Origin of the sequence: Pantoea sp. Sc1 (assembly GCF_000255315.1) — a bacterium.
GTDB classification, from domain to species: Bacteria; Pseudomonadota; Gammaproteobacteria; order Enterobacterales; family Enterobacteriaceae; genus Pantoea; species Pantoea anthophila.
On sequence record NZ_AJFP01000001.1, the window covers coordinates 1,623,933 to 1,643,207 of the forward strand.

Annotated in this window: 16 protein-coding genes, 1 tRNA gene and 2 pseudogenes; 13 read left to right on the plus strand and 6 right to left on the minus strand. The window is 55.5% G+C overall.

Translation table 11 applies throughout. The annotated features are described in order from the left end of the window. Positions 1-318: 318 nt before the first annotated feature. The 4 genes from S7A_RS07475 to S7A_RS07490 are packed head-to-tail and all read left to right on the plus strand — an operon-like array spanning position 319 to position 5,231. Positions 319-1,215 (plus strand): ABC transporter substrate-binding protein, encoded by an 897-nt coding sequence (locus S7A_RS07475; protein WP_009089380.1) that lies wholly within the window; start codon positions 319-321, stop codon positions 1,213-1,215. Next, positions 1,212-2,135: an amino acid ABC transporter permease gene (locus S7A_RS07480; protein WP_009089381.1), complete on the plus strand. Its 924-nt coding sequence runs from the start codon at positions 1,212-1,214 to the stop codon at positions 2,133-2,135. The genes S7A_RS07475 and S7A_RS07480 overlap by 4 nt, the downstream gene beginning before the upstream one ends. After that, the gene (locus tag S7A_RS07485; protein WP_009089382.1) at positions 2,128-2,889 is read left to right on the plus strand and encodes an amino acid ABC transporter ATP-binding protein; all 762 of its coding nucleotides are present in this window, start codon (positions 2,128-2,130) and stop codon (positions 2,887-2,889) included. Before S7A_RS07480 ends, S7A_RS07485 begins: the two co-directional genes overlap by 8 nt. 32 nt (positions 2,890-2,921) lie before the next feature. Then, positions 2,922-5,231 carry a molybdopterin-dependent oxidoreductase gene (locus S7A_RS07490; protein WP_009089383.1) on the plus strand — a complete coding sequence of 770 codons (2,310 nt, stop codon included), beginning with the start codon at positions 2,922-2,924 and terminating at the stop codon, positions 5,229-5,231. On the opposite strand, the gene S7A_RS07495 is transcribed toward S7A_RS07490, so the two are convergent. Genes S7A_RS07495 through S7A_RS07505 form a run of 3 tightly spaced genes read right to left on the minus strand, consistent with a single transcriptional unit; the run spans position 5,213 to position 8,210 of the window. Then, on the minus strand, positions 5,213-6,517 hold the full coding sequence (locus S7A_RS07495) for an MmgE/PrpD family protein (protein WP_009089384.1): 1,305 nt from the start codon (positions 6,515-6,517) through the stop codon (positions 5,213-5,215). The genes S7A_RS07490 and S7A_RS07495 overlap by 19 nt on opposite strands. Further along, positions 6,514-7,668, minus strand: a complete 1,155-nt coding sequence (locus S7A_RS07500; RefSeq protein ID WP_009089385.1) for an amidohydrolase — start codon at positions 7,666-7,668, stop codon at positions 6,514-6,516. Before S7A_RS07500 ends, S7A_RS07495 begins: the two co-directional genes overlap by 4 nt. An 11-nt stretch (positions 7,669-7,679) precedes the next feature. Next, positions 7,680-8,210, minus strand: coding sequence for a GNAT family N-acetyltransferase (locus S7A_RS07505; RefSeq protein ID WP_009089386.1), 531 nt, complete (start codon positions 8,208-8,210; stop codon positions 7,680-7,682). 255 nt (positions 8,211-8,465) lie between these two features. Between S7A_RS07505 and S7A_RS07510 the strand changes: the two are divergent. The 5 genes and pseudogenes from S7A_RS07510 to S7A_RS07530 all read left to right on the plus strand — a co-directional run bounded on the left by S7A_RS07510 (position 8,466) and on the right by S7A_RS07530 (position 12,297). Beyond that, positions 8,466-9,535 (plus strand): annotated as a pseudogene (locus S7A_RS07510) (iron-containing alcohol dehydrogenase family protein). A 47-nt stretch (positions 9,536-9,582) separates the two neighbouring features. Continuing rightward, positions 9,583-10,884, plus strand: a complete 1,302-nt coding sequence (locus S7A_RS07515) for an LLM class flavin-dependent oxidoreductase (RefSeq protein WP_009089387.1) — start codon at positions 9,583-9,585, stop codon at positions 10,882-10,884. Positions 10,885-11,053: 169 nt separating this feature from the next. Further along, positions 11,054-11,284: a hypothetical protein gene (locus S7A_RS07520; protein WP_369750590.1), complete on the plus strand. Its 231-nt coding sequence runs from the start codon at positions 11,054-11,056 to the stop codon at positions 11,282-11,284. A 352-nt stretch (positions 11,285-11,636) separates the two neighbouring features. Next, complete coding sequence (locus S7A_RS07525) at positions 11,637-11,990, plus strand: type II toxin-antitoxin system RelE/ParE family toxin (RefSeq protein WP_009089389.1); 354 nt, start codon at positions 11,637-11,639, stop codon at positions 11,988-11,990. Between the two features lie 4 nt (positions 11,991-11,994). Beyond that, positions 11,995-12,297 carry a helix-turn-helix domain-containing protein gene (locus S7A_RS07530; protein ID WP_009089390.1) on the plus strand — a complete coding sequence of 101 codons (303 nt, stop codon included), beginning with the start codon at positions 11,995-11,997 and terminating at the stop codon, positions 12,295-12,297. A gap of 122 nt (positions 12,298-12,419) precedes the next feature. On the opposite strand, the gene S7A_RS07535 is transcribed toward S7A_RS07530, so the two are convergent. From S7A_RS07535 to S7A_RS07540, 3 genes and pseudogenes are all read right to left on the minus strand, one after another. Continuing rightward, a complete protein-coding gene (locus S7A_RS07535) occupies positions 12,420-13,016 on the minus strand; it encodes a hypothetical protein (protein WP_141629806.1) in 597 nt (198 codons plus the stop codon). 299 nt (positions 13,017-13,315) lie between these two features. Further along, positions 13,316-13,558, minus strand: a pseudogene (locus S7A_RS21800) (integrase); the annotation flags it as partial. Between the two features lie 211 nt (positions 13,559-13,769). Beyond that, a tRNA-Asn gene (locus S7A_RS07540) sits at positions 13,770-13,845 on the minus strand. 505 nt (positions 13,846-14,350) lie between these two features. Here S7A_RS07540 and S7A_RS07545 point away from each other — a divergent pair. The 4 genes from S7A_RS07545 (at position 14,351) to nac (ending at position 19,210) form a co-directional block, all read left to right on the plus strand. Next, positions 14,351-15,274, plus strand: coding sequence for a sugar ABC transporter substrate-binding protein (locus S7A_RS07545; protein ID WP_009089392.1), 924 nt, complete (start codon positions 14,351-14,353; stop codon positions 15,272-15,274). 32 nt (positions 15,275-15,306) lie between these two features. Next, positions 15,307-16,791 (plus strand): sugar ABC transporter ATP-binding protein, encoded by a 1,485-nt coding sequence (locus S7A_RS07550; protein WP_009089393.1) that lies wholly within the window; start codon positions 15,307-15,309, stop codon positions 16,789-16,791. A gap of 23 nt (positions 16,792-16,814) precedes the next feature. Then, positions 16,815-17,840: an ABC transporter permease gene (locus S7A_RS07555; RefSeq protein ID WP_181161923.1), complete on the plus strand. Its 1,026-nt coding sequence runs from the start codon at positions 16,815-16,817 to the stop codon at positions 17,838-17,840. A gap of 452 nt (positions 17,841-18,292) precedes the next feature. After that, positions 18,293-19,210, plus strand: coding sequence for a nitrogen assimilation transcriptional regulator NAC (gene nac / locus S7A_RS07560; RefSeq protein WP_009089395.1), 918 nt, complete (start codon positions 18,293-18,295; stop codon positions 19,208-19,210). Positions 19,211-19,275: the final 65 nt, after the last annotated feature.

Consider the following 19,275-nt stretch of genomic DNA (forward strand, 5'->3'; position numbering starts at 1 on the left):
CAGCAGTGATCAATGCAATGCTATTCATGCTCACTCTTTTGACTGTCTGACTCACTACGGTATTCACGGTTGGCCATTATTCCTTGCCTGTCACTTTCTGCACACCCACCCGACTCTCTGCATTGCCGGATTTCAGCAAAATATTGCCGTTTTAAGCATTTGTGATCGCTGTCTGTCTTCACTGAGAATGAGAACAGAAGGTTAAGAGGATGATAATAGTGCTGAAGAGCAGAGTTAATCCGCTCTTCAGGACTGACAATAAATCACGATGATTTTTCCCTCTGGGGGAACATTTTAATTATCAGGAGAAAGGTTCCAGTGAAAATTACAAAAGGCATAACCCTTTTCGCGTTCGCGATCGGTGCACACACCAGCTTTGCTGCCGAACCTTCGGTTCCGACCGAAATCAGTCTGCATGTCAGCGCCGATCCGGCGTTGAAAAGCCTGATACCTGATGATTTCCTTAAACGTGGCTACATCATCGCAGGCACTAACCCCAATACACCGCCGACAACATTTTACAAAGAAGACAACAAAACCCTCGCCGGTCGCGAAATTGACATCATGAATGCGGTAGGGGAGCGTCTGGGCATTGCCGTGCAGTGGCGTGACACTGGTGGGTTTGACAATATTATTCCCGGTCTGAAAACCGGACGATACGACGTGGCACTGTCAAACATCAACGCCACGCCGACCCGTCTGAAACAGATCGATTTTGTCGGTTATTACAACGCCAGCCTGCTCGGCATTATTGCGCGAAAAGATGCCGGCATTACGCCTTTCAAATCGCTCAGCGATGTCTGCGGGAAAGAGGTGGGGGCGGGATCCGGCACCACGCAGGTCACGCGGCTGGAGGAAGCCAGCAAGGCCTGCGAGGCGGCCGGTAAACAGCCGATCAAAGTAGCGATTTTCCCGGATCGCCCGGCGGGCGTGCAGGCCGTAGTCAGCGGGCGTGTTCCGATGTTCCTGGGGCCTTATGAAGGACTGCTGTGGCAGGTTAACGTCATCAAACCGCTGACCATGAGCGGAGAAATCACCGTCAGCGATGCCCCGGTCTCTGTCGCGTTTCCAAAAGCTTCGCCGCTGGAACCCGCCGTGCAGGCCGCACTGAACTCTTTAATTAAAGATGGCAGCTACCGGAAAATCCTCGATAAGTGGGGCATCGGTTTTGGTGCCGTGACCGAAGCCCGTCGCAACGAAGAGATTTTTAAATGAGTGAAATTCAGGACCATACCAACGAACTGAAAATCGTCGGTAAACGCTACTACGGACGCTGGCTGAGTGCGCTGGTCGTGCTGTTATGCCTGGCGGCGATGGCGCATTCTATGGTGAACAATCCCCGTTTTGAGTGGGGCGTGATAGCAGAAAACTTTACGGCTCCCTCTATTCTGCAGGGGGTGCTGATGACACTGCAGCTTACCGCAATTTCGGTGGTGCTGGGATTTGCATTTGGCACGCTGCTGGCGCTGATGCGCCTCTCATCCAATCCGGTGCTGGTCGCAGTGAGCTGGGCTTACACCTGGTTTTTCCGCGGCGTTCCGATGCTGGTGCAGCTGTTTCTCTGGTACAACATTGCCGCACTCTACCCCCGAATCGCACTCGCCATTCCGGGGCTGGGAGAGATCTGGAGCGCGCAGTCTAACGCGCTGGTCAGCCCCTTCAGTGCGGCGGTCATCGCCCTGGTGATGCATCAATCCGCTTATGCCGCAGAAATTGTGCGTGCCGGTATCCAGAGCGTAGGCAATGGCCAGATTGAAGCTGCGCGCGCGCTGGGCTATCGCCCGGCACAGATTTTTCGTCACACCGTGTTACCGCAGGCGATGCGTGCCATTCTGCCCCCCGCGGGCAACGAAATCATCGGCCAGCTGAAAACCACCGCAGTGGTGTCCGTTATCTCTCTGCAGGATGTGCTGTTTTCAGCGCAGATTATCTATCAGCGCACCTATGAAGTGATTCCGCTCCTGCTGGTCGCGACGCTGTGGTATCTGCTGATGACTTCGGTGCTGTCGGTGGGCCAGTACTATGTGGAGCGTTACTTTGGGCGTAGCGTCACGCGGCGTGAAAAGCGCCGTGCGTGGCTGGCTATGCCGCGCTTTTCACTGCCGAAAACGCAAAGGAGCGTAAGCAATGGCTGAAGCAATCGCCCTGCGCAGGGTCACCAAGCGTTTCTCCGGTGTGACCATCCTCGACGATGTAAATCTGGATATTCCTGCCGGATCGGTCACGGTGATTCTGGGACCTTCCGGCTCCGGTAAATCCACCCTGCTGCGCTGCATTAATCATCTTGAAAAACTGGATGGCGGCACTATCCGCATTGATGGCGAGATGGTGGGTTACCGACAGAAAGACCAGGCGCTGCATGAACTCAGCAGCCGTGCGGTTGCGCGCCAGCGTGCCGGGATTGGCATGGTGTTCCAGCAGTTCAATCTCTTCCCGCATCGCACCGTATTGCAGAACATCATTGATGCACCGATGCGGGTGAAAAAGCAGTCCCGCCAGCAGGCGACCAGTAAAGCACTGGCGCTGCTGAAGCAGGTAGGGTTGGCGGGGCGCGAAGCGGAGTGGCCGCAGAATCTCTCTGGCGGTCAGCAGCAGCGTGTGGCGATTGCCCGTGCGCTGGCGATGGATCCGGGCGTGATGTTGTTTGATGAACCGACATCCGCGCTTGATCCTGAACTGGTGGGAGAGGTCCTGCAGGTGATTAAGCAGCTGGCGCATTCCGGGATCACCATGGTCGTGGTCACGCATGAAATCGGCTTTGCCCGGGAGGTTGCAGACAATATTGTCTTTATGGAGGGCGGCAAAATTGTGGCGGCTGGCCCGACGCAGCAGGTACTCGACGATCCGGACAATGGACGTGTCAGAAACTTTATTGCAACGGTGCTCTGAGCACCGTTTCTTTTACAAAGGCAGAAATCAGGATGACGCAGAAATCGGTTATGCACAGCGCCCACTGGGGGGCTTTTCAGGCAAAGCGCAGTGGCGAACATCTGCTTATTGAGCCGTTCCGGAGCGATCCCGATCCGAGTCCGCTGTTGCAAAACTTTCATCGTGCGCTGAACCACCCGGCACGGGTGGCCCGGCCGATGATTCGACGCGGCTGGCTGGAAAACGGACCCGGCCCGGATCGGCGACGTGGGGCAGACGAGTATGTGACGGTCAGCTGGGAAGAGGCGACGCAACGTGTAGCACAGGAACTTAAACGGGTCGGAAATGCGTATGGGCCTGCAGGGATTTTTGGCGGCTCCTACGGCTGGTCAAGTGCAGGGCGCTTTCATCATGCGCAAAGTCAGGTGCATCGTTTTCTGAACACAACACTGGGCGGCTATGTGCGCTCGGTGAATAGCTACAGTTCCGGAGCGGCCTCGGTACTGTTACCCCACATTGTCGGCGACATGAATGAAATCGCGCGACGTGGCGTAAGCTGGGAGGAAATTGCGCATCACAGCGAGGTAGTGGTGGCATTTGGCGGGCTGGCGCTGAAAAATGCGCAGGTGGCCAGCGGCGGTCTGAGTGAACATACCGAGCGTGGGTTTATGCAGCAGGCGGCCCGGCGCGGCACACGGTTTATCTCAGTCAGCCCATTGCAAAGCGATCTGCCTGAGGAGGCGCAGGGCGAGTGGCTGGCACTACGGCCTGGCACGGATGCCGCATTTATGCTCGGTGTGCTGTCGGTGCTGATCGCCGGGGGATTAACCGATGAGGCTTTCCTGGCTCGCTACTGTGTCGGCTGGCCGCAGATGGTGGCTTACCTCTGCGGCAGAGAGGATGGCGTGGTGCGTGACGCGCAGTGGGCAGCCAGCATCTGTGGCATCAGCAGTGACCGGATAGCGCAGTTCGCGCGACAGCTAGCAGGTAAGCGCGTTCTGGTGACGGTGGCCCATGCCTTGCAACGCGCCGAGCATGGCGAACAGCCGGTCTGGCTGGGGCTGGTGCTGGCAGCGGCGCTGGGGCAGCCTGGGCTGCCTGGTGGTGGCTTTACCTATGCACTGGGGGCGCTGGGTCACTATGGCAAACACCATAACCTGGTCAGTTTCCCGGCCCTGCCACAGGGAAAAAATGGCATCGACCTCTTTATTCCGGTGGCCCGTATCGCCGATATGCTGCTCAATCCCGGCGCATCGTTTGATTACAATGGCCAGCGGCTGACCTATCCACATATCCGTCTGGCTTATTGGGCGGGTGGCAATCCTTTTCATCATCATCAGGATCTGGCCCGGCTGCGTCAGGCATTTTGCCAGCTGGATACGCTGATCGTGCATGAAAGTGCCTGGACCGCCAGTGCGCGTCACGCGGATATCGTTCTGCCCGCTACCATGACGCTGGAGCGCGAGGATATTGGCGGCGCCCCCACCGATCGCCATTTAATCGCCATGCATCCGGTTGCTGAGCCTTATGGTGAAGCGCGCGATGATTACACAATTTTTCGTGAGCTGGCCCGGCAACTCGGCAGGGAAGAGGCGTTCAGCGAAGGACGGGATGCGCGTGGCTGGCTGCAGCATCTTTATCAACAGCTCCGGGAGAAACTGGCTGCTCACCAGGTGCAGACCCCTGAATTCAGTGAGTTCTGGCAGCAGGGCATGCTGACGTTACCTCAGCTCAAAGACGGGGGACGAATGATCAATGCGTTTCGCGCCAATCCCGACGGCGCGCCGTTGCCAACACCCAGCGGTAAAATTGAGATTTTTTCGGCGAAGATTGCCAGCTTTGGTTATGAAAACTGCCCTGGCCATCCGGTGTGGCGCGAACCGCAGCAAAAACCCAGTACCGACTATCCCTTCTGGCTGATAGCCAATCAGCCTGCGACACGCCTGCACAGCCAGCTCGACTTTGGCGATTACAGTCAGGGGGCCAAACGGGGCGGGCGGGAGGTCTGCAGCCTGAATCGCCAGGATGCCGCCGCGCTGGGCATCGCGGAGGATGACATCATTGAACTCTACAACGAACGGGGCCATGTGCTGGCCAGCGCACGCCTCACGGATGGCCTCCTGACCGGCGTAGTTCAGCTGCCAACCGGCGCCTGGTACGATCCGATCGATCCCACGGCGGCCCGTCCGCTTTGTCGTCATGGTAATCCTAATGTCCTCACCCTGGATGTCGGGACATCATCACTCGCGCAGGGGTGCAGCGGGCAGATTACGGTGGTTCAGGTGCGTAAATATGCCGGAGAGGTGACACCGGTGCAGGCTTTCATCCCACCACACGGGTCGGTTCAGCGAGTCAGTGCCTGAGCCAGTTGCTGCAGATCTGCCGTTGAACGCAGTTCACTGGCGGCCAGCAGGTCAGGCGAGCGCCTTTTTAATGCCCGTTGCAGTTTACGGTTAACATCGACGCCCTCCGCCAGTGACTGCTGGCGCGTGCGGCGCTGATGGAGCCGGGTGCCATCCCTGAGTGTTAGTGTGACGTCATGAAAGCGCAGAGCAGGATTGATCGCATCGGGCGGCGCATTGTCATCCGGGGCGCGGCGAACCCGGGCGGCCAGTGGCATAATCTGATGATTGAGCGCGCCTTCGGCAAAATCTGACAGACGCAGATCGCCATAGATCAGCATAGCGGCAATCACATATTCCAGGCTGAACCGCGCTTCAAGGCCGTTAAGGGGATGCTGAATCGACGCGGCGATATCACCTCCCGGGGGAAAGGCAACGGTGATCGCTTCAATCTGATTCAGCAGGCTATCGAGCGGGTTTCCGGCTTCCAGCCACTGCTGACGCAGTATCCGTGCGGCCTCTGCCGCGCTGTGCGTTCCCGCGCAGGTCGGAAAAGGTTTAAATTCCAGGCCGGGCGAGCTAATCCGCCAGGGCATACCCCAGTTCTCCAGCAGTTTCTCCGGTTGTGCCTGACCGGCACTGGTGGCGGTCAGAAAGGCCTCCAGCACTCCCTCTTTACGGCCATCGATGCCGGCCAGCGTCAGCTGAGCCGCTACCACTGCGCGCTCTGCCGCGAAGCCAGCGTGCAGCGGTTTAACCGCGGAGCCAAACTGCGCACGCAAGCCACTCGCCTGCGTCGTGGCAATGCCCAGCAGAGTCGTGGTGGCAACGCTATCCAGCGCCAGCAAACGAGCCAGTGCCGCTGCCGCGGCCACGGTGCCCAGTGTCGCTGTATTGTGGTAGCCCAGCGCATAGTGCTGCTGGCTGACAGCCAGTCCGAGACGGCCCGCCATCTCCACGCCGCTGACATAAGCATCCAGAAACGCGTTCAGGCTTGTCGGCTGGTCGTGCTGCCAGGCGAAAAGGGCTGGCAGGATCACTACGCTGGGATGACCGCGAAAATCGGCATGAAAATCATCATAGTCCAGCGCATGCCCGGCATAGCCCAGCAGCAGCGCCTGCGAGCGCACGCTTCCGTCATGATACAGGGCGCGCAGGGCTGGCAGGCCGCTATCCGGCACGTCACCCTGTAATACCGGCCAGCTTACCGCCAGAAAATCCTGCACGCCTTCACGTGCGTGCCTGCGCGCAGTCGCATCAGGCTGGCTGTTAAGCAGTTGGTCCGCCAGTGCCGCACTCAGATTCATTGTGATCGCTCCGGGGAGATCAGTGCTGCCACTGCCAGGTCGGCGAGATAATGTGCTGTCGGCAGCAATACCGCATCATTGACGCGAAAAGCGGGATGATGCAGTGCATAAGGTTCACCAGTGCCCACCATGATGAAGGCGCCCGGCAGTTGCTGCTGATAAAAGGCAAAGTCTTCGCCGATCGGACTGGCTTCCACCACGCGTGCGCTGAGTCCGCTTTCCTCCGCCTGCCGTAATGCAAATGCCGCCCAGTGGGCATCATTCACCACTGAGGGTGGCCCGGCATGCCAGTTAAAGCGGACCTGAGCATCAAAGGCCGAAGCGATACCCGCTACAATACGCCTGAAGCGCTGCTCAAGCTGCTCACGCGTCTGTTGTGAGAATGTACGCACCGTGCCCTCCAGCCAGGCACTCTCCGGAATGACATTCCAGGTACTGCCGCTGTGTATCTGGGTAATGGAGACCACAGCGTTATCGGCAGAGGGGGCATTGCGGCTGATCAGGGTCTGCGCGGCTGAGATGATCTGCGCAGCGATAACAATCGGATCGTTACCCTGGTCGGGTTTAGCGGCATGGCTGCCCGTCCCGGTAATGGCGATGTCAAAACGATCCACCGCAGCGGTCAGCGGTCCGGGTCGGGTGCCGACTGCGCCCGCCGGCAGTGAGGGATCGTTGTGAAGACCAAAAATTGCGACGGCATTGTGCAGTGCGCCGCTGGCAATCACTTCAGGTGCGCCCTGACCAGTCTCCTCTGCAGGCTGAAAAAGAATCCGTACCCGGCCCGGCAGCGCGGATTCCTGCTGTTTTAACAGGATCGCCGCGCCCAGCGCCGCCGCGCTGTGAAAATCGTGACCGCAGGCGTGCATTACGCCGGGACGTTCGGATTGATAGCTGACGCCTGATTGCTCTTCGATCGGCAGCGCATCGATATCGGCCCGCAGCACGATTAACGGTCCTGGCGATTGACCAATCTCTGCGACCAGCCCGGTTTTCAGCGGCAGGTTAACAATACGTATCTGATGTTGCTCAAGTTGTTTACGCAGACGGGCTGTGGTTTCAAACTCCTGATTCGACAACTCCGGAAAACGGTGCAGTTCATGGCGAAGAGCGATCAGCTGTTCGCCCAGGGTTGCAGAGATATCACGACTCATAACGGCTTTCCTTATGCGGCTGTCTGGCGGCGAAGCCAGATATCATGTGCCGCCGGGTCCAGAATTTTTTTCATATAGAGGGTGAGGTGGCCTTTGCCAAGATCGCGGGTATGGATCGGCTGAAAGCCTCGCTTCAGGTACATCTCTTTCAGCCAGGGATGCTGGACGGCGGTACCGAGGGAGACCGCAGGCGCGCGCAGCTGACCTGTCAGAATCTCCCGCTCAAGCCAGTCCTGAATCTGGCGGCCATAGTGGTGACCGGAATGGTCGGGGTGGGCACCAAACCAGCCGATATGCGGCAGCCCAAAGGGACCCGGCAGCGGCCCCCAGGGATAGCGAACGGTGACAGAAGCAACCATCTCCTGGCTGGCATAGAGCGCATAGACGCCGTGAGACCGGAGATGCTGCTGTGCCATGCTGCGGTCGGCAGTGGCGGCATCAAAGTTAATACCCATAGCTTTTACGGGCGCGTACGCGGCATGCATCAGCGCCAGATACACGTCCACTTCATCCTCTCTGACCTGACGAAAATTGAGTTGCATAATCTTTACCGGAAAACCGCCCAGTGGACGGCTAATTAATTCAGCCAGAATGAGAGAGTAACAGTAAAATGCCGGGTCTCTATATGTGAAAAATAACTAATCTCATGCAGATTTGTGAATATGAATTCACCGGTTTTTGATTGATTAAATTGTTATTTACCGTACTATTTAAAAAAGAAAATATGAATAAAATTTTCTGATTAACTCACTGTAAATAATACGTTTATTCTTATATCTTTGACTCAGGATGCCGCTGTGTTAGCCATTATTTCTCCGCGTGCTTATTTGCATGAGGCGGGCCTGCGCAACCGCGTCGGTCAGTTAATTAAACCTTTCGCCACGCAGATTCATATTCTGACTTCACCCCATGCCTGGCAGGCCGTTAATCCGGAATTAAGTCAGAGTCTGGAAGCGGAAGGAATTCGCTTCCAGCTGAACTATTTACCCGGCGAATGTACTGAACAGGCTATCGCCAGCGTAAAGCAAGCTATCGAACAGCAGGGAGCAGAACTTTTACTCGCGATTGGGGGGGGCGGGTACTGGATGCAGCGAAAGCCGCGGCCAGCCAGCTACCGGGGCTGACGCTAATCAACTTCGCCACCCAGGCCGCCACCTGTGCCGCCTGGTCACCGGTAGCGATCATTTACAACGAGGCAGGCGGGCATCTGCGCAGCCAGCCTCTGGCAAAAATGCCTGAGCAGGTGCTGGTGGACAGTGAGGTAATTGCCCGTAGCGACGTACGCTACCTGAAAGCGGGGATCGTCGATGCGCTGGCAAAATATTATGAGTTTCGCCCCTATCAGCAGCACAACCCGGATGATCTGGCGCTGGATCTGAAGATGATGAGTGCGCGGCAGGCTCTGGACATTTTTCTGCAGCAGGGCGATGCCGCTCTTGCGCATTGCCAGCAGCAGCGGGTGACGCCGGAGCTGGTGAAGGTGGTTGATGCCACTATTGTGCTCGCCGGGCTGTCGAACAGCGTGCGCGACGTCCTGCCGACGCCGGGCTTCGCCCATGCCATTCATAATCGCCTGACGCACCAGCCTGAGTTGCATCACTGGCTGCATGGGGAAAAAGTGGGTTTCAGCCTGCTGGTGCAGTCACTGATGGAAAATGAAGGCGAAGCGGATGCGGAGTTGCTGGCTCTGCTACGCCACTACGATATGCCCTTGCGTCTGCCAGCCTTAGCAGGCGATCGTCAGACTGCTCTGCGCACCCTTGCCCAACAGGTAACGTTTCCCGTTGCTTCTGCAGAGCGCCTGCCGTTTAACGTTTCTGCTTGTGCTCTGGAACAGGCGCTCCGGGCAACCGATACCCTTTTTTAAGTGCGTGCTGCGGCGCGCCTTTTCACCCTAAAAACCAGGAACCGTTTATGAATGATGTAGCGTCTGTGCGTCGCCTGCGGCTCGGTCTGTTTGTTCAGCCGGTGGGTCAGCACGTCAGCGGCTGGCGGCTGACGGATCAGCTCGGCGATCCCACCGACATTGACTGGCTGATCACGCTTGCTCAAAAAGCCGAAGCGGGTAAGTTCGATCTCTTCTTTGTGGGTGATGCGCTGGCGACCAGCATGTATCGTCTGCCGTCGACGATGGCCCGTCTTGAACCGCTGACGATGCTGGCAGCGCTGGCGGTTAACACGAAACGTATTGGTCTGGCGGCGACCGCATCCACCACTTTCAGCGATCCCTTTACGCTGGCACGCAGCTTCTCATCGCTGGATCACATCAGCCGGGGGCGTGCCGCGTGGAACGTGGTGACCTCGTTCTCCACTGACGTTGCCCGTAACTTCAGCCGCAGCGATATGCCCGATCATGCTTCGCGCTACGCCCGGGCGCGGGAATTTCTTGAGGTGGCTTACAAACTCTGGGAAGGGTGGGAAGCGGACGCCGTTCAGCCTGACAAAACGACCGGAAGCTATTTTGTCGATGAGAAAATCAGGTCAATTAATCACCAGGGTGAGCATTTTCAGGTGCAGGGCCCGTTAAACATTACCCGTTCGCCGCAGGGACGTCCGGTCATTATTGAAGCGGGTTCTTCTGCGGATGGTCAGAAGCTGGCGGCAGAGACCGCAGAAGTGATTTTTACCGCCTCAGCTACCCTGGAAGAGGCGCAATCCTTTTATCGGTCACAGAAGGCGCAGGTGGTGGCTGCCGGTCGTCACGCAGATCAGGTGGTTATTATGCCTGGCGTAATGCCCATTATTGGCCGCACGCGCGAGGAAGCCAGAGCGCTGTGGAAAGAGCTGAATGCGCTGGTGGATATTGAGAATGGGCTGCGTCAGCTCTCACTGCGGTTCAGCATGGATCTCAGTCACTATCCGCTGGACGGGCCAGTGCCGGAGGTGCCGCTGGGCGAGGGGAATCAGAGCCGCGTCAAACTCATGACCGATATGGCGAAACGCGAGAACCTGACGCTGCGTGAGCTGGCCGCCATTGCTGCCGGTTCGCGCGGGCACCGCGTGATTGTCGGTACGGCTGAAGATATTGCCGACGATTTTCAGCTGTGGCTGGAGCAGGGCGGCGCAGACGGTTTCAACATCATGCCCGCCATCATGCCAGAGCAGCTGGATCTGTTTGTGGCGCTGGTCATCCCTGAACTGCGTCGTCGCGGGCTGTTTCGCGAGGAGTATGAGTTTGCCACACTGCGGGAGAATCTGGGACTGGCGGGGTTATAAAGAAGAGGATTCATCACCGCAGGCGGCCTGTTGTTTCTGCCGCCTCTCTGTCTAAAAGCCTTACTCAGATTTGCTCATATACGATATTTTTTAAACTCACCCTTACGCACGCGAGCTTACATGAATGTCAGACTATAACTTTTACACCAGGGGCAGACACACGGTTGCAGTGAATCGATCAGACGTCACCCGTGCCGTCGCGCTGACGGAGCAGGGGTATAAAAAACAGTTTGAGGAGGTCCGCGCCCCGGATGAGCAGCAGGCACTGACACGGCTGGCAGATATGCGCAGAAACCAGGATATCGATCAGCATAACTTCCTTGCCGGTGCGGCGACGATGCCATTGATCGGTGTACTGACCGCGCTGGCAACTTTTCTGTTCTGGCGAAAAAAGCGCTGAAGTGAACCGGCTTCATTTTGCAGAAGCCGGACTAAGAGAGAGCATAGCGTCAGTAAGAAGGCGCATATTCTGCAACCGCTTACCATCCAGTTTCAAACCTTCCTGATTTATAAGCCCGCTCAGTCAGCCCGATCGGGCTTTTTCATTTAGTGTAGCCATCCCCTGAGCCGCACCCTTATCTGATCCGGCGTGGGTCGCAAAACAGTGAAATTATTATGCGTTCTTCACTGCTAAGGCGGAATACCTCTCGCTGTTTGCGCCAGGGACGCATGCATTCCGGCTGATTCTGCATCACACACGATTATCGCTTTACACCTATATAGCCCCTGAACTATATTGATAAGGATATCTTGTGTGGATGGTTAAAACGACCGACAGGTTTGATCGCTGGTTTAGCTTACTTAATGACACCGACCGTGCCTGTGTGCTGGCTGCATTAATGGTATTGCGGGAGAAAGGGCCGGGCCTGGCAAGACCTTATGCAGATACGCTCAGAGGTTCAGCCTATATCAATATGAAGGAGCTGCGTATTCAGATCCGGGGCGATCCCATCAGGGCATTTTTTGCATTTGACCCGAATCGTACTGCGGTCGTGCTCTGTGCCGGAAATAAGGCCGGCAGCGACAAACGCTTTTATCGGGAGATGCTTCCGATTGCCGATCGGGAATTCACACACTGGCTGAACACCTTTAAATATAGGGAGTAACGTGATGGGCAGAACGCTGGAACAGCTTATTGCGGATGAAAAACCGGACGTCGTTGCTGACGCTGAGGGGAAGGCAACGGATATCCTTCTTAACATACACCTTGCTGAACTGCGCGAAAAAGTGCAGAAAACGCAGGTTGAAATGGCGGAAGCGCTGGGCATCAGACAACCTACCGTTGCCGGAATGGAGAAACCAGGCCGTGACCTGAAGCTCTCAACCCTGAAACGCTATGTTGATGCGGCAGGCGGTAAACTGCGCCTGGTTGTGGAACTGCCGGACGGCTCACACTACGGGTTTGAGGTGTAATCCTACCGCCCTGGATGACCTCCCGTATTGCCCGGAGAGAGAAAGCAAAAAGCCCGCTCAGGTTTCCCTGAGCGGGCTTTTCTGAAAGGCTGATATTTAGTTCGATGTAACCTGACTAATAATCACACCCTTAATACTTTTGTTTTCAAAAAATACTGGAGGCAGTTCATTTGAGTAAAATCGCCATAGTTTTTTATGTTAGTACAGTACTGGACTATATTTCCATCTGGTTTGTTCAGGAAGATTGACGAGATCTTTTCAAATGAAGCATCCAGCAAAGGCGTTCCCTTGATTGTAATGCTCAAATGACCCTTATAAGGAGAGCAGTTTCCTTGTTGCTCTGTCCTGGCAATGGCAATTGATGTTAAATCCCCATGTCCCATCTCATTATCAGAGATAAACCAGTAGTTAACACCTTCAGAAGCGAGGCACAGCCACGATGCATGGTTGTCTTGATTAACAGTCACGCCAGTCGTTTTTGCCATGTCTGTAAGCCTGCTAAATTCCATCGTATAGACATTATCTCCGACAATAATATCCGGCACTAAGCTTTTGTGAGTGTCGTGGTCAGAGATGGATGAATCGTCCTGGTAGTAGCTGGCACCAAAACCTTCCATCTGCGTAGCCGTCGCAACGCAGGATGTTACGCAAAGAGCAAAGAGGAGATATTTCATTTCACCTTTATCCTTTCCATGGGTCAGAGTGAGTAATGTTGCCATCCAGATATGCCACGTGATTTTCTCGTAAGCTAGATCTGCATATTCAAAATGAGCACATCTTCATAAATAAACCGGAATACCCCTTCGACAAACTCCCTTGTAAGGATAAAGAGAGAATTACCTTCCTGATTCTCTTAGAAGGTAAAATGTTAATCAATTACTAATTGATAAAAGTCAATTAAATGCTGAGTGATAGGAGAAGAAATAATAACAGACTCATATTAAGAGCATTTGCGCTTTCATTTTCTGTTACGCCCTGTATGAAAAACTTCTTTATCTCCCCTCGCCGGAAAGGCTCAGGTTTCAGGGCGCTTCCATACGGAATCACCCGAATCTTTTGACCATTTTATTTTCGTGTCAAAACCGGCGTTGGCCACTATAGCGAAGCAGCGTGTCTTATCACATCTGGCCTCTAGCTCTTCAACCTCTGGCTGCTTCTTTGCATGAGGGTCGATGCCTGGTGCAAGAAGCCTTATGGCCTCACCAGGCCGTTGCCTTGCACCAGCACGTGAAACAGCAGGGTAGACACTGTTAGAGAAGATATTTAGCTCTGATATCAGTCAGTGACATGAAAGCCTCCCCTCGTTTGTTGCTTAAAGGGGAAATCGAACCCGCATTACCAGCATTTTTATCATCAAAGGACAGGGCTTCAAGTGGTTTTTAGTAAACGAGGGTGAACGTGAAAGAAGGAGTAACCCATAGACAGAAAGCAAAAAGCCCGCTCAGGTTTCCCTGAGCGGGCTTTTCTAATTCTGGCTCCTCTGACTGGACTCGAACCAGTGACATACGGATTAACAGTCCGCCGTTCTACCGACTGAACTACAGAGGAATCGCTTGAACGGGGCGAATATTAGCGGCGCCGATCCCGCTTGTCAAAGCCCTGTTTAACGAAATGCGTTCGGATGCTCGTAAAAGCAGCGGATTGGTGAATTTTTCCCGAATCTGCTGGCTTTTCAAACTGCCAACAGGATCTCACTTTGCGGGCATTTCTCTGCAGATGTTAGAGGCATGTCAAAGTTTTGTTCTTTGCCGATGTCAAAACAGCCGTTTCAGTGCTTTTATGGTAAAAATTTCAAAACGAGATTTTATGGAATAAATAAACTGCTTAGCGTTACGGTCGCCACTTTCTCCGGAAACTGAAACGGCAGGTCGGAAGTAACTGTTTGCAGATCAAGTGATTGTGAAAAGGAGTGGTCGATCACAAAAATAGCCAGAAGCCGAAGTCTAACCTCAAAATTCCCGAAACAGACGCCAGACAGGCTGGGTGAATGTAAAAGATATTTTTCATTCGCGGTCACAGCCGCTGAGCAAGTTAACAAATAAGAAGGGTCCCTATGAACATCAAAAAAACGATTGTCGCCTCACTGTTAGCCTGCATGTTACCTGCCGCGGTTATGGCAAAAGATATTTCGGTCGGCGTCTCAATGGCGCTGTTTGATGACAACTTCCTCACCATTCTGCGCACGGCCATGCAGAAAGAGATGCAGAAAGATGGCGTTAAAGGGCAGGTTGAGGATGCAAAAGGCGACGTTTCACAGCAGCTGCAGCAGGTGCAGAACTTTATCGGTCAGGGTGTCGATGCCCTGATCGTCAACCCGGTCGACACCAACGCGGTAAAACCGATTATGGATCAGGCGAGCAAAGCGGGCATCCCGCTGATCTTTGTTAACCGCCGTCCAGGAGCTGAACTCACCGGCAAAATGGCCTATGTGGGTTCCGATTCAGAACTGGCCGGGCGGTTACAGATGGAAGCGCTGGCTAAAGCAATGAACGGTAAAGGCAACGTCGCCATTCTGATGGGTGACCTGGCGAATGAATCGACCCGCGACCGTACCAAAGGTGTGGAAGAGGTGGCCGCTAAATATCCTGGCATCAAAATTGTTCAGAAGCAGACCGCCAAATTTACCCGTAACGACGCGGTGGATGTGGTCAGTAACTGGATGACGGCCGGTGATGAAATCAATGCTATCGCGTCGAACAACGATGAAATGGCAATCGGTGCGCTGCAGGCACTGGGTAAAAACCCGAACAAAATCCTGATTGCTGGCGTCGATGGTACACCGGATGCACTGCAGATGCTGAAGCAGGGCAAGATGGTCGCCACCGTCTTCCAGGATGCGAAGGGGCAGGGCGAAGGCTCGGTGCAGACGGCGATCAAACTGGTGAAAGGCGAACAGGTCCAGAAAATTATCAACATCCCTTACCAGCTGATTACCAAAGAGAACATGGAGCAGTTTACCCAGCGTAACCTGAAATAATCGTTCCCGACTCAGCCTGACGGAGGTGATGTATGAACGCGTTTGCGCTTGAAGCCGAAGGCATCAGCAAGTTCTTCCCCGGCGTGAAAGCCCTCGACAACGTCTCGTTGCGGGTGCGTCCGGGAACGGTACATGCCTTGATGGGCGAAAATGGCGCGGGCAAATCCACTTTAATGAAGTGCCTTATCGGGATCTATCGTCCCGATAAGGGCACCATCAAAATTAAAGGGGAGCCGGTGCAGTTTCACGACACCATGGACGCGTTGCGTTCCGGCATTTCGATGATTCACCAGGAGCTTAACCTGGTGCCCTACATGACCGTCGCTGAGAATATCTGGCTGGGCCGCGAGCCGATGAAATTTGGTTTTGTCGATCACGCCCGGCTCAATCAGGTGACACAGGAGCTGCTCAACCGCCTGAACATCCGCCTGAAAGCCGATCGGATGGTGGGTGAACTGAGCATCGCCTCACAGCAGATGGTCGAGATTGCCAGAGCGGTCTCCTGGGACTCGGACGTCGTCATTATGGACGAGCCCACCTCCGCGCTTACGGAAACCGAAGTGGCGCATCTCTTCACCATCATTCGCGACCTGCGCGAGCAGGGCAAAGCGATCATCTACATCAGTCACAAGATGGATGAAATCTTCACCATCACCGATGAGGTCAGCATTTTCCGTGATGGCAGCTGGATCGCCAGCGACCAGACGGAGAAGTACACCCGCCAGTCGCTGATCACCCAGATGGTCGGGCGTGAACTGACTCAGCTGTTTCCGAAATTTAACAGCGCCATTGGCGAAGAGGTGCTGACAGTGCGAAACCTCACCTGCAAAGATCGTTTCACCGATGTCAGCTTCAGCGTGCGGCGCGGGGAGATCCTCGGCGTCGCCGGGCTGGTGGGTGCCGGTCGCAGCGAGGTGATGGAGAGTCTGTTTGGCATGGAGAGCTTCGACAGCGGGGAGATCTTAATTGATAGCGTACCGGTGACGATCGACTCGCCGTCCACCGCGATCGAAAAGGGCATGGCGTTCCTGACCGAAGACCGTAAGAAATCCGGACTCTTTCTGGTGCTTTCGGTGATGGAGAACATGAGCATCGTCAATATGCCGGAGTACAGCGGTAAAAGCGGCTTTGTCAGTCATGTGAAGATGGCGCAGGACTGCATGGACCAAATCCGCCGTCTCAATATCAAAACCCCGACCATGGATCAGATCATCAATAACCTCAGCGGCGGGAATCAGCAGAAAGTCCTGATTGCCCGCTGGCTGCTGGCTCAGCCGAAGATTCTGATTCTGGACGAGCCGACCCGTGGCATTGACGTCGGCGCAAAAGCGGAGATTTACCGCTTAATCAGTGAACTCGCCAACCGTGGCGTGGCGATCATCATGGTCTCCTCTGAACTGCCGGAAATCCTTGGCATGAGCGACCGGGTGATGGTCATGCACGGCGGGCGTATAACCGGCATCCTCGATAAAGAAGAAGCCGATCAGGAAACCATTCTGTCGTTGGCATCCGAATGAGGCGCGAAACCACTATGAGCAATATGAAAGTTACTGCCACCCCGGCAGCCCCGCAGCAACCCTCTTTTTTTGCCAGTCTGCGTCATAAGCTGCCGAAAGATACCGGCATTTTTGTGGTGATGGTGGGGATTGCACTGATTTTTGAAATGTTCGGCTGGTATGTGCGTGACCAGTCTTTCCTGCTCAACACCAACCGCCTGATCCTGATTGTGCTGCAGGTGGCGATTATCGGGATTATTGCCGTCGGCGTGACCCAGGTCATCATTACGACCGGCATCGATCTCTCCTCCGGCTCCGTGATCGCCCTGGCGGCGGTGGTGGCTGCAAGTCTGGCGCAGACCTCCGACAGTCTCTCACCGATGTTCCCGTCACTGGTCAATATGCCCGCGGTCATCCCGGTTGCTGCCGGTATCGGGGTCGGGCTGCTGGCAGGGCTGGTCAACGGGGTGCTGATTACCCGCACCGGTATTCCGCCCTTTATCGCCACGCTGGGTATGATGGTGTCGGCTCGCGGCCTGGCGCAGTACTATACTCAGGGCAATCCGATCAGCTTCCTCTCTGACGGCTTTACCGCGATAGGCCAGGGCGCCATGCCGGTTGTGATTTTCCTGGCGGTCGCGCTGCTGTTCCATATCGCCCTGAAACATACCCGCTACGGCAAATATGTGTATGCCATCGGCGGCAACATGACCTCGGCGAAAGTCTCCGGGATCAACGTTAATAAGTATCTGATCATTGTCTACACCATTGCGGGGGCCCTGTCGGGTCTGGCTGGTGTGGTTCTGGCGGCGCGCGTCAGCAGCGGTCAGTCAAGCATGGGGATGTCCTACGAGCTGGACGCCATTGCCGCAGCCGTTATCGGTGGCAGCAGTCTGATGGGCGGCGTCGGGCGTATCACGGGTACATTGATTGGTGCGGTGATCCTCGGCCTGATTAAAAGCGGATTCACCTTCGTGGGTGTCGATGCCTACATTCAGGACATTATTAAAGGGATCATTATCGTGGCCGCCGTCTCTATCGATATGCATCGCAACCGCAAAAAACGCTGACCGGCAACCGTTGCCCTCTTCAGCGACAGGGAGAGGGCAGCACCTGCTGTTTATTCATCACGGCGCTTCATGATAAGAAATCCCGCTGATAGCGGTTACATCGTTTTCAGGCCGGTTAAGCCGCGATGCAGGCCAGACAGGCCTTCAGCCGATGTCATGCCCTTTCACTGCACTAAAACTGTACAACCCGTCATCACTTTTCTGCACACCCGCCTCGCAGCAAATGCACTGTCACAGTGCGTCCGGGCGGCCTGGCTTCCCGGCTCAGCCATTCCCGATCCTTATTAACCCCTAAGAGGTAATCAGAAACGCTTATTTTCCGGGCCGTTAGGAAAAATCCCGAGCCTGGTCAGGGAGCGAGATTTAAACCTGGCCTGCATCTTGCAAAATCCCTCTCATCAGGCGAAGGACGCAGATCCTATTCGCTATTCAGGGCTAGTGACGGAGGCAAGATGAATTTAAGACGACTGAAATACTTTGTGAAAATCGTCGATATCGGCAGTCTGACGCAGGCAGCGGAAGTGCTGCATATCGCCCAGCCTGCACTCAGTCAGCAGGTCGCCACGCTGGAGAATGAACTGGATCAGCAGTTACTGATCCGCACCAAGCGGGGCGTCACGCCGACAGAGGCCGGTAAGATTCTCTACGGTCATGCGCGCACCATTCTGCGCCAGTGTGAGCAGGCCCAGACGGCGGTCATCAATGCCGGTCAGATCCTCAGTGGTCAGGTTTCAATTGGTCTGGCACCAGGCACCGCGGCCTCTTCGCTGACGATGCCGCTGCTGCAGACCGTTCGCGATCAGTTTCCTGAAGTCCTGGTCTACCTGCACGAAAACAGCGGCAGCGTACTGAATGAGAAAGTGATGTCCGGTCAGCTGGATATGGCGGTGCTCTACGACCGCGCGCCCACAGCCGGGATCAACAGCATGCCGCTGATGAAAGAGGATCTCTATCTGGTGGGTGCCACCGACTGCCCGGGTGCCAGTGTCGATCTGGCGGATGTGGCGCAGATGAGCCTGTTCCTGCCGCGCGACTACAGTGCGGTGCGTAAGCGGGTTGATGAGGCGTTCTCCCTGCGTCGCCTGAGCGCCCGCATTATCGGCGAGATTGAATCGATTTCTACCCTGACCGCCGCCATTTCCAGCGGCATGGGCGTAACCGTATTACCGGAATCCGCCGCCCGTTCGCTGGTGGGGTCGACGGATGCCTGGATGGCGCGCATCAACAGTCCCTCACTCAGCCTGCCGCTGTCGCTGAACATCTCTGCGCGGTTGCCGCTGTCGCCTTCCGCACAGGCGGTGAAAAATATCCTGCTGTCGCTGCTGAACACGCCGCTGAACGAGGAGCGGGAGCTGATGTTAGTGAGTTAATACTGGGGGGCCTGCCAGGCGCGGGGCGTTTTCACCTGGCGGTGGGGTGCTCTGAGAAGGTTTCG

Bases quoted from the DNA above. Each gene is read 5' to 3' on its own strand.
- S7A_RS07480 (WP_009089381.1), top strand. From the start codon at position 1,212: ATGAGTGAAATTCAGGACCATACCAACGAACTGAAAATCGTCGGTAAA.
- S7A_RS07485 (WP_009089382.1), top strand. From the start codon at position 2,128: ATGGCTGAAGCAATCGCCCTGCGCAGGGTCACCAAGCGTTTCTCCGGT.
- S7A_RS07490 (WP_009089383.1), top strand. From the start codon at position 2,922: ATGACGCAGAAATCGGTTATGCACAGCGCCCACTGGGGGGCTTTTCAG.
- S7A_RS07495 (WP_009089384.1), bottom strand. From the start codon at position 6,517: ATGAATCTGAGTGCGGCACTGGCGGACCAACTGCTTAACAGCCAGCCT.
- S7A_RS07500 (WP_009089385.1), bottom strand. From the start codon at position 7,668: ATGAGTCGTGATATCTCTGCAACCCTGGGCGAACAGCTGATCGCTCTT.
- S7A_RS07505 (WP_009089386.1), bottom strand. From the start codon at position 8,210: ATGCAACTCAATTTTCGTCAGGTCAGAGAGGATGAAGTGGACGTGTAT.
- S7A_RS07515 (WP_009089387.1), top strand. From the start codon at position 9,583: ATGAATGATGTAGCGTCTGTGCGTCGCCTGCGGCTCGGTCTGTTTGTT.
- S7A_RS07530 (WP_009089390.1), top strand. From the start codon at position 11,995: ATGGGCAGAACGCTGGAACAGCTTATTGCGGATGAAAAACCGGACGTC.
- S7A_RS07535 (WP_141629806.1), bottom strand. From the start codon at position 13,016: ATGGCAACATTACTCACTCTGACCCATGGAAAGGATAAAGGTGAAATG.
- S7A_RS07545 (WP_009089392.1), top strand. From the start codon at position 14,351: ATGAACATCAAAAAAACGATTGTCGCCTCACTGTTAGCCTGCATGTTA.
- S7A_RS07550 (WP_009089393.1), top strand. From the start codon at position 15,307: ATGAACGCGTTTGCGCTTGAAGCCGAAGGCATCAGCAAGTTCTTCCCC.
- S7A_RS07555 (WP_181161923.1), top strand. From the start codon at position 16,815: ATGAAAGTTACTGCCACCCCGGCAGCCCCGCAGCAACCCTCTTTTTTT.
- nac (WP_009089395.1), top strand. From the start codon at position 18,293: ATGAATTTAAGACGACTGAAATACTTTGTGAAAATCGTCGATATCGGC.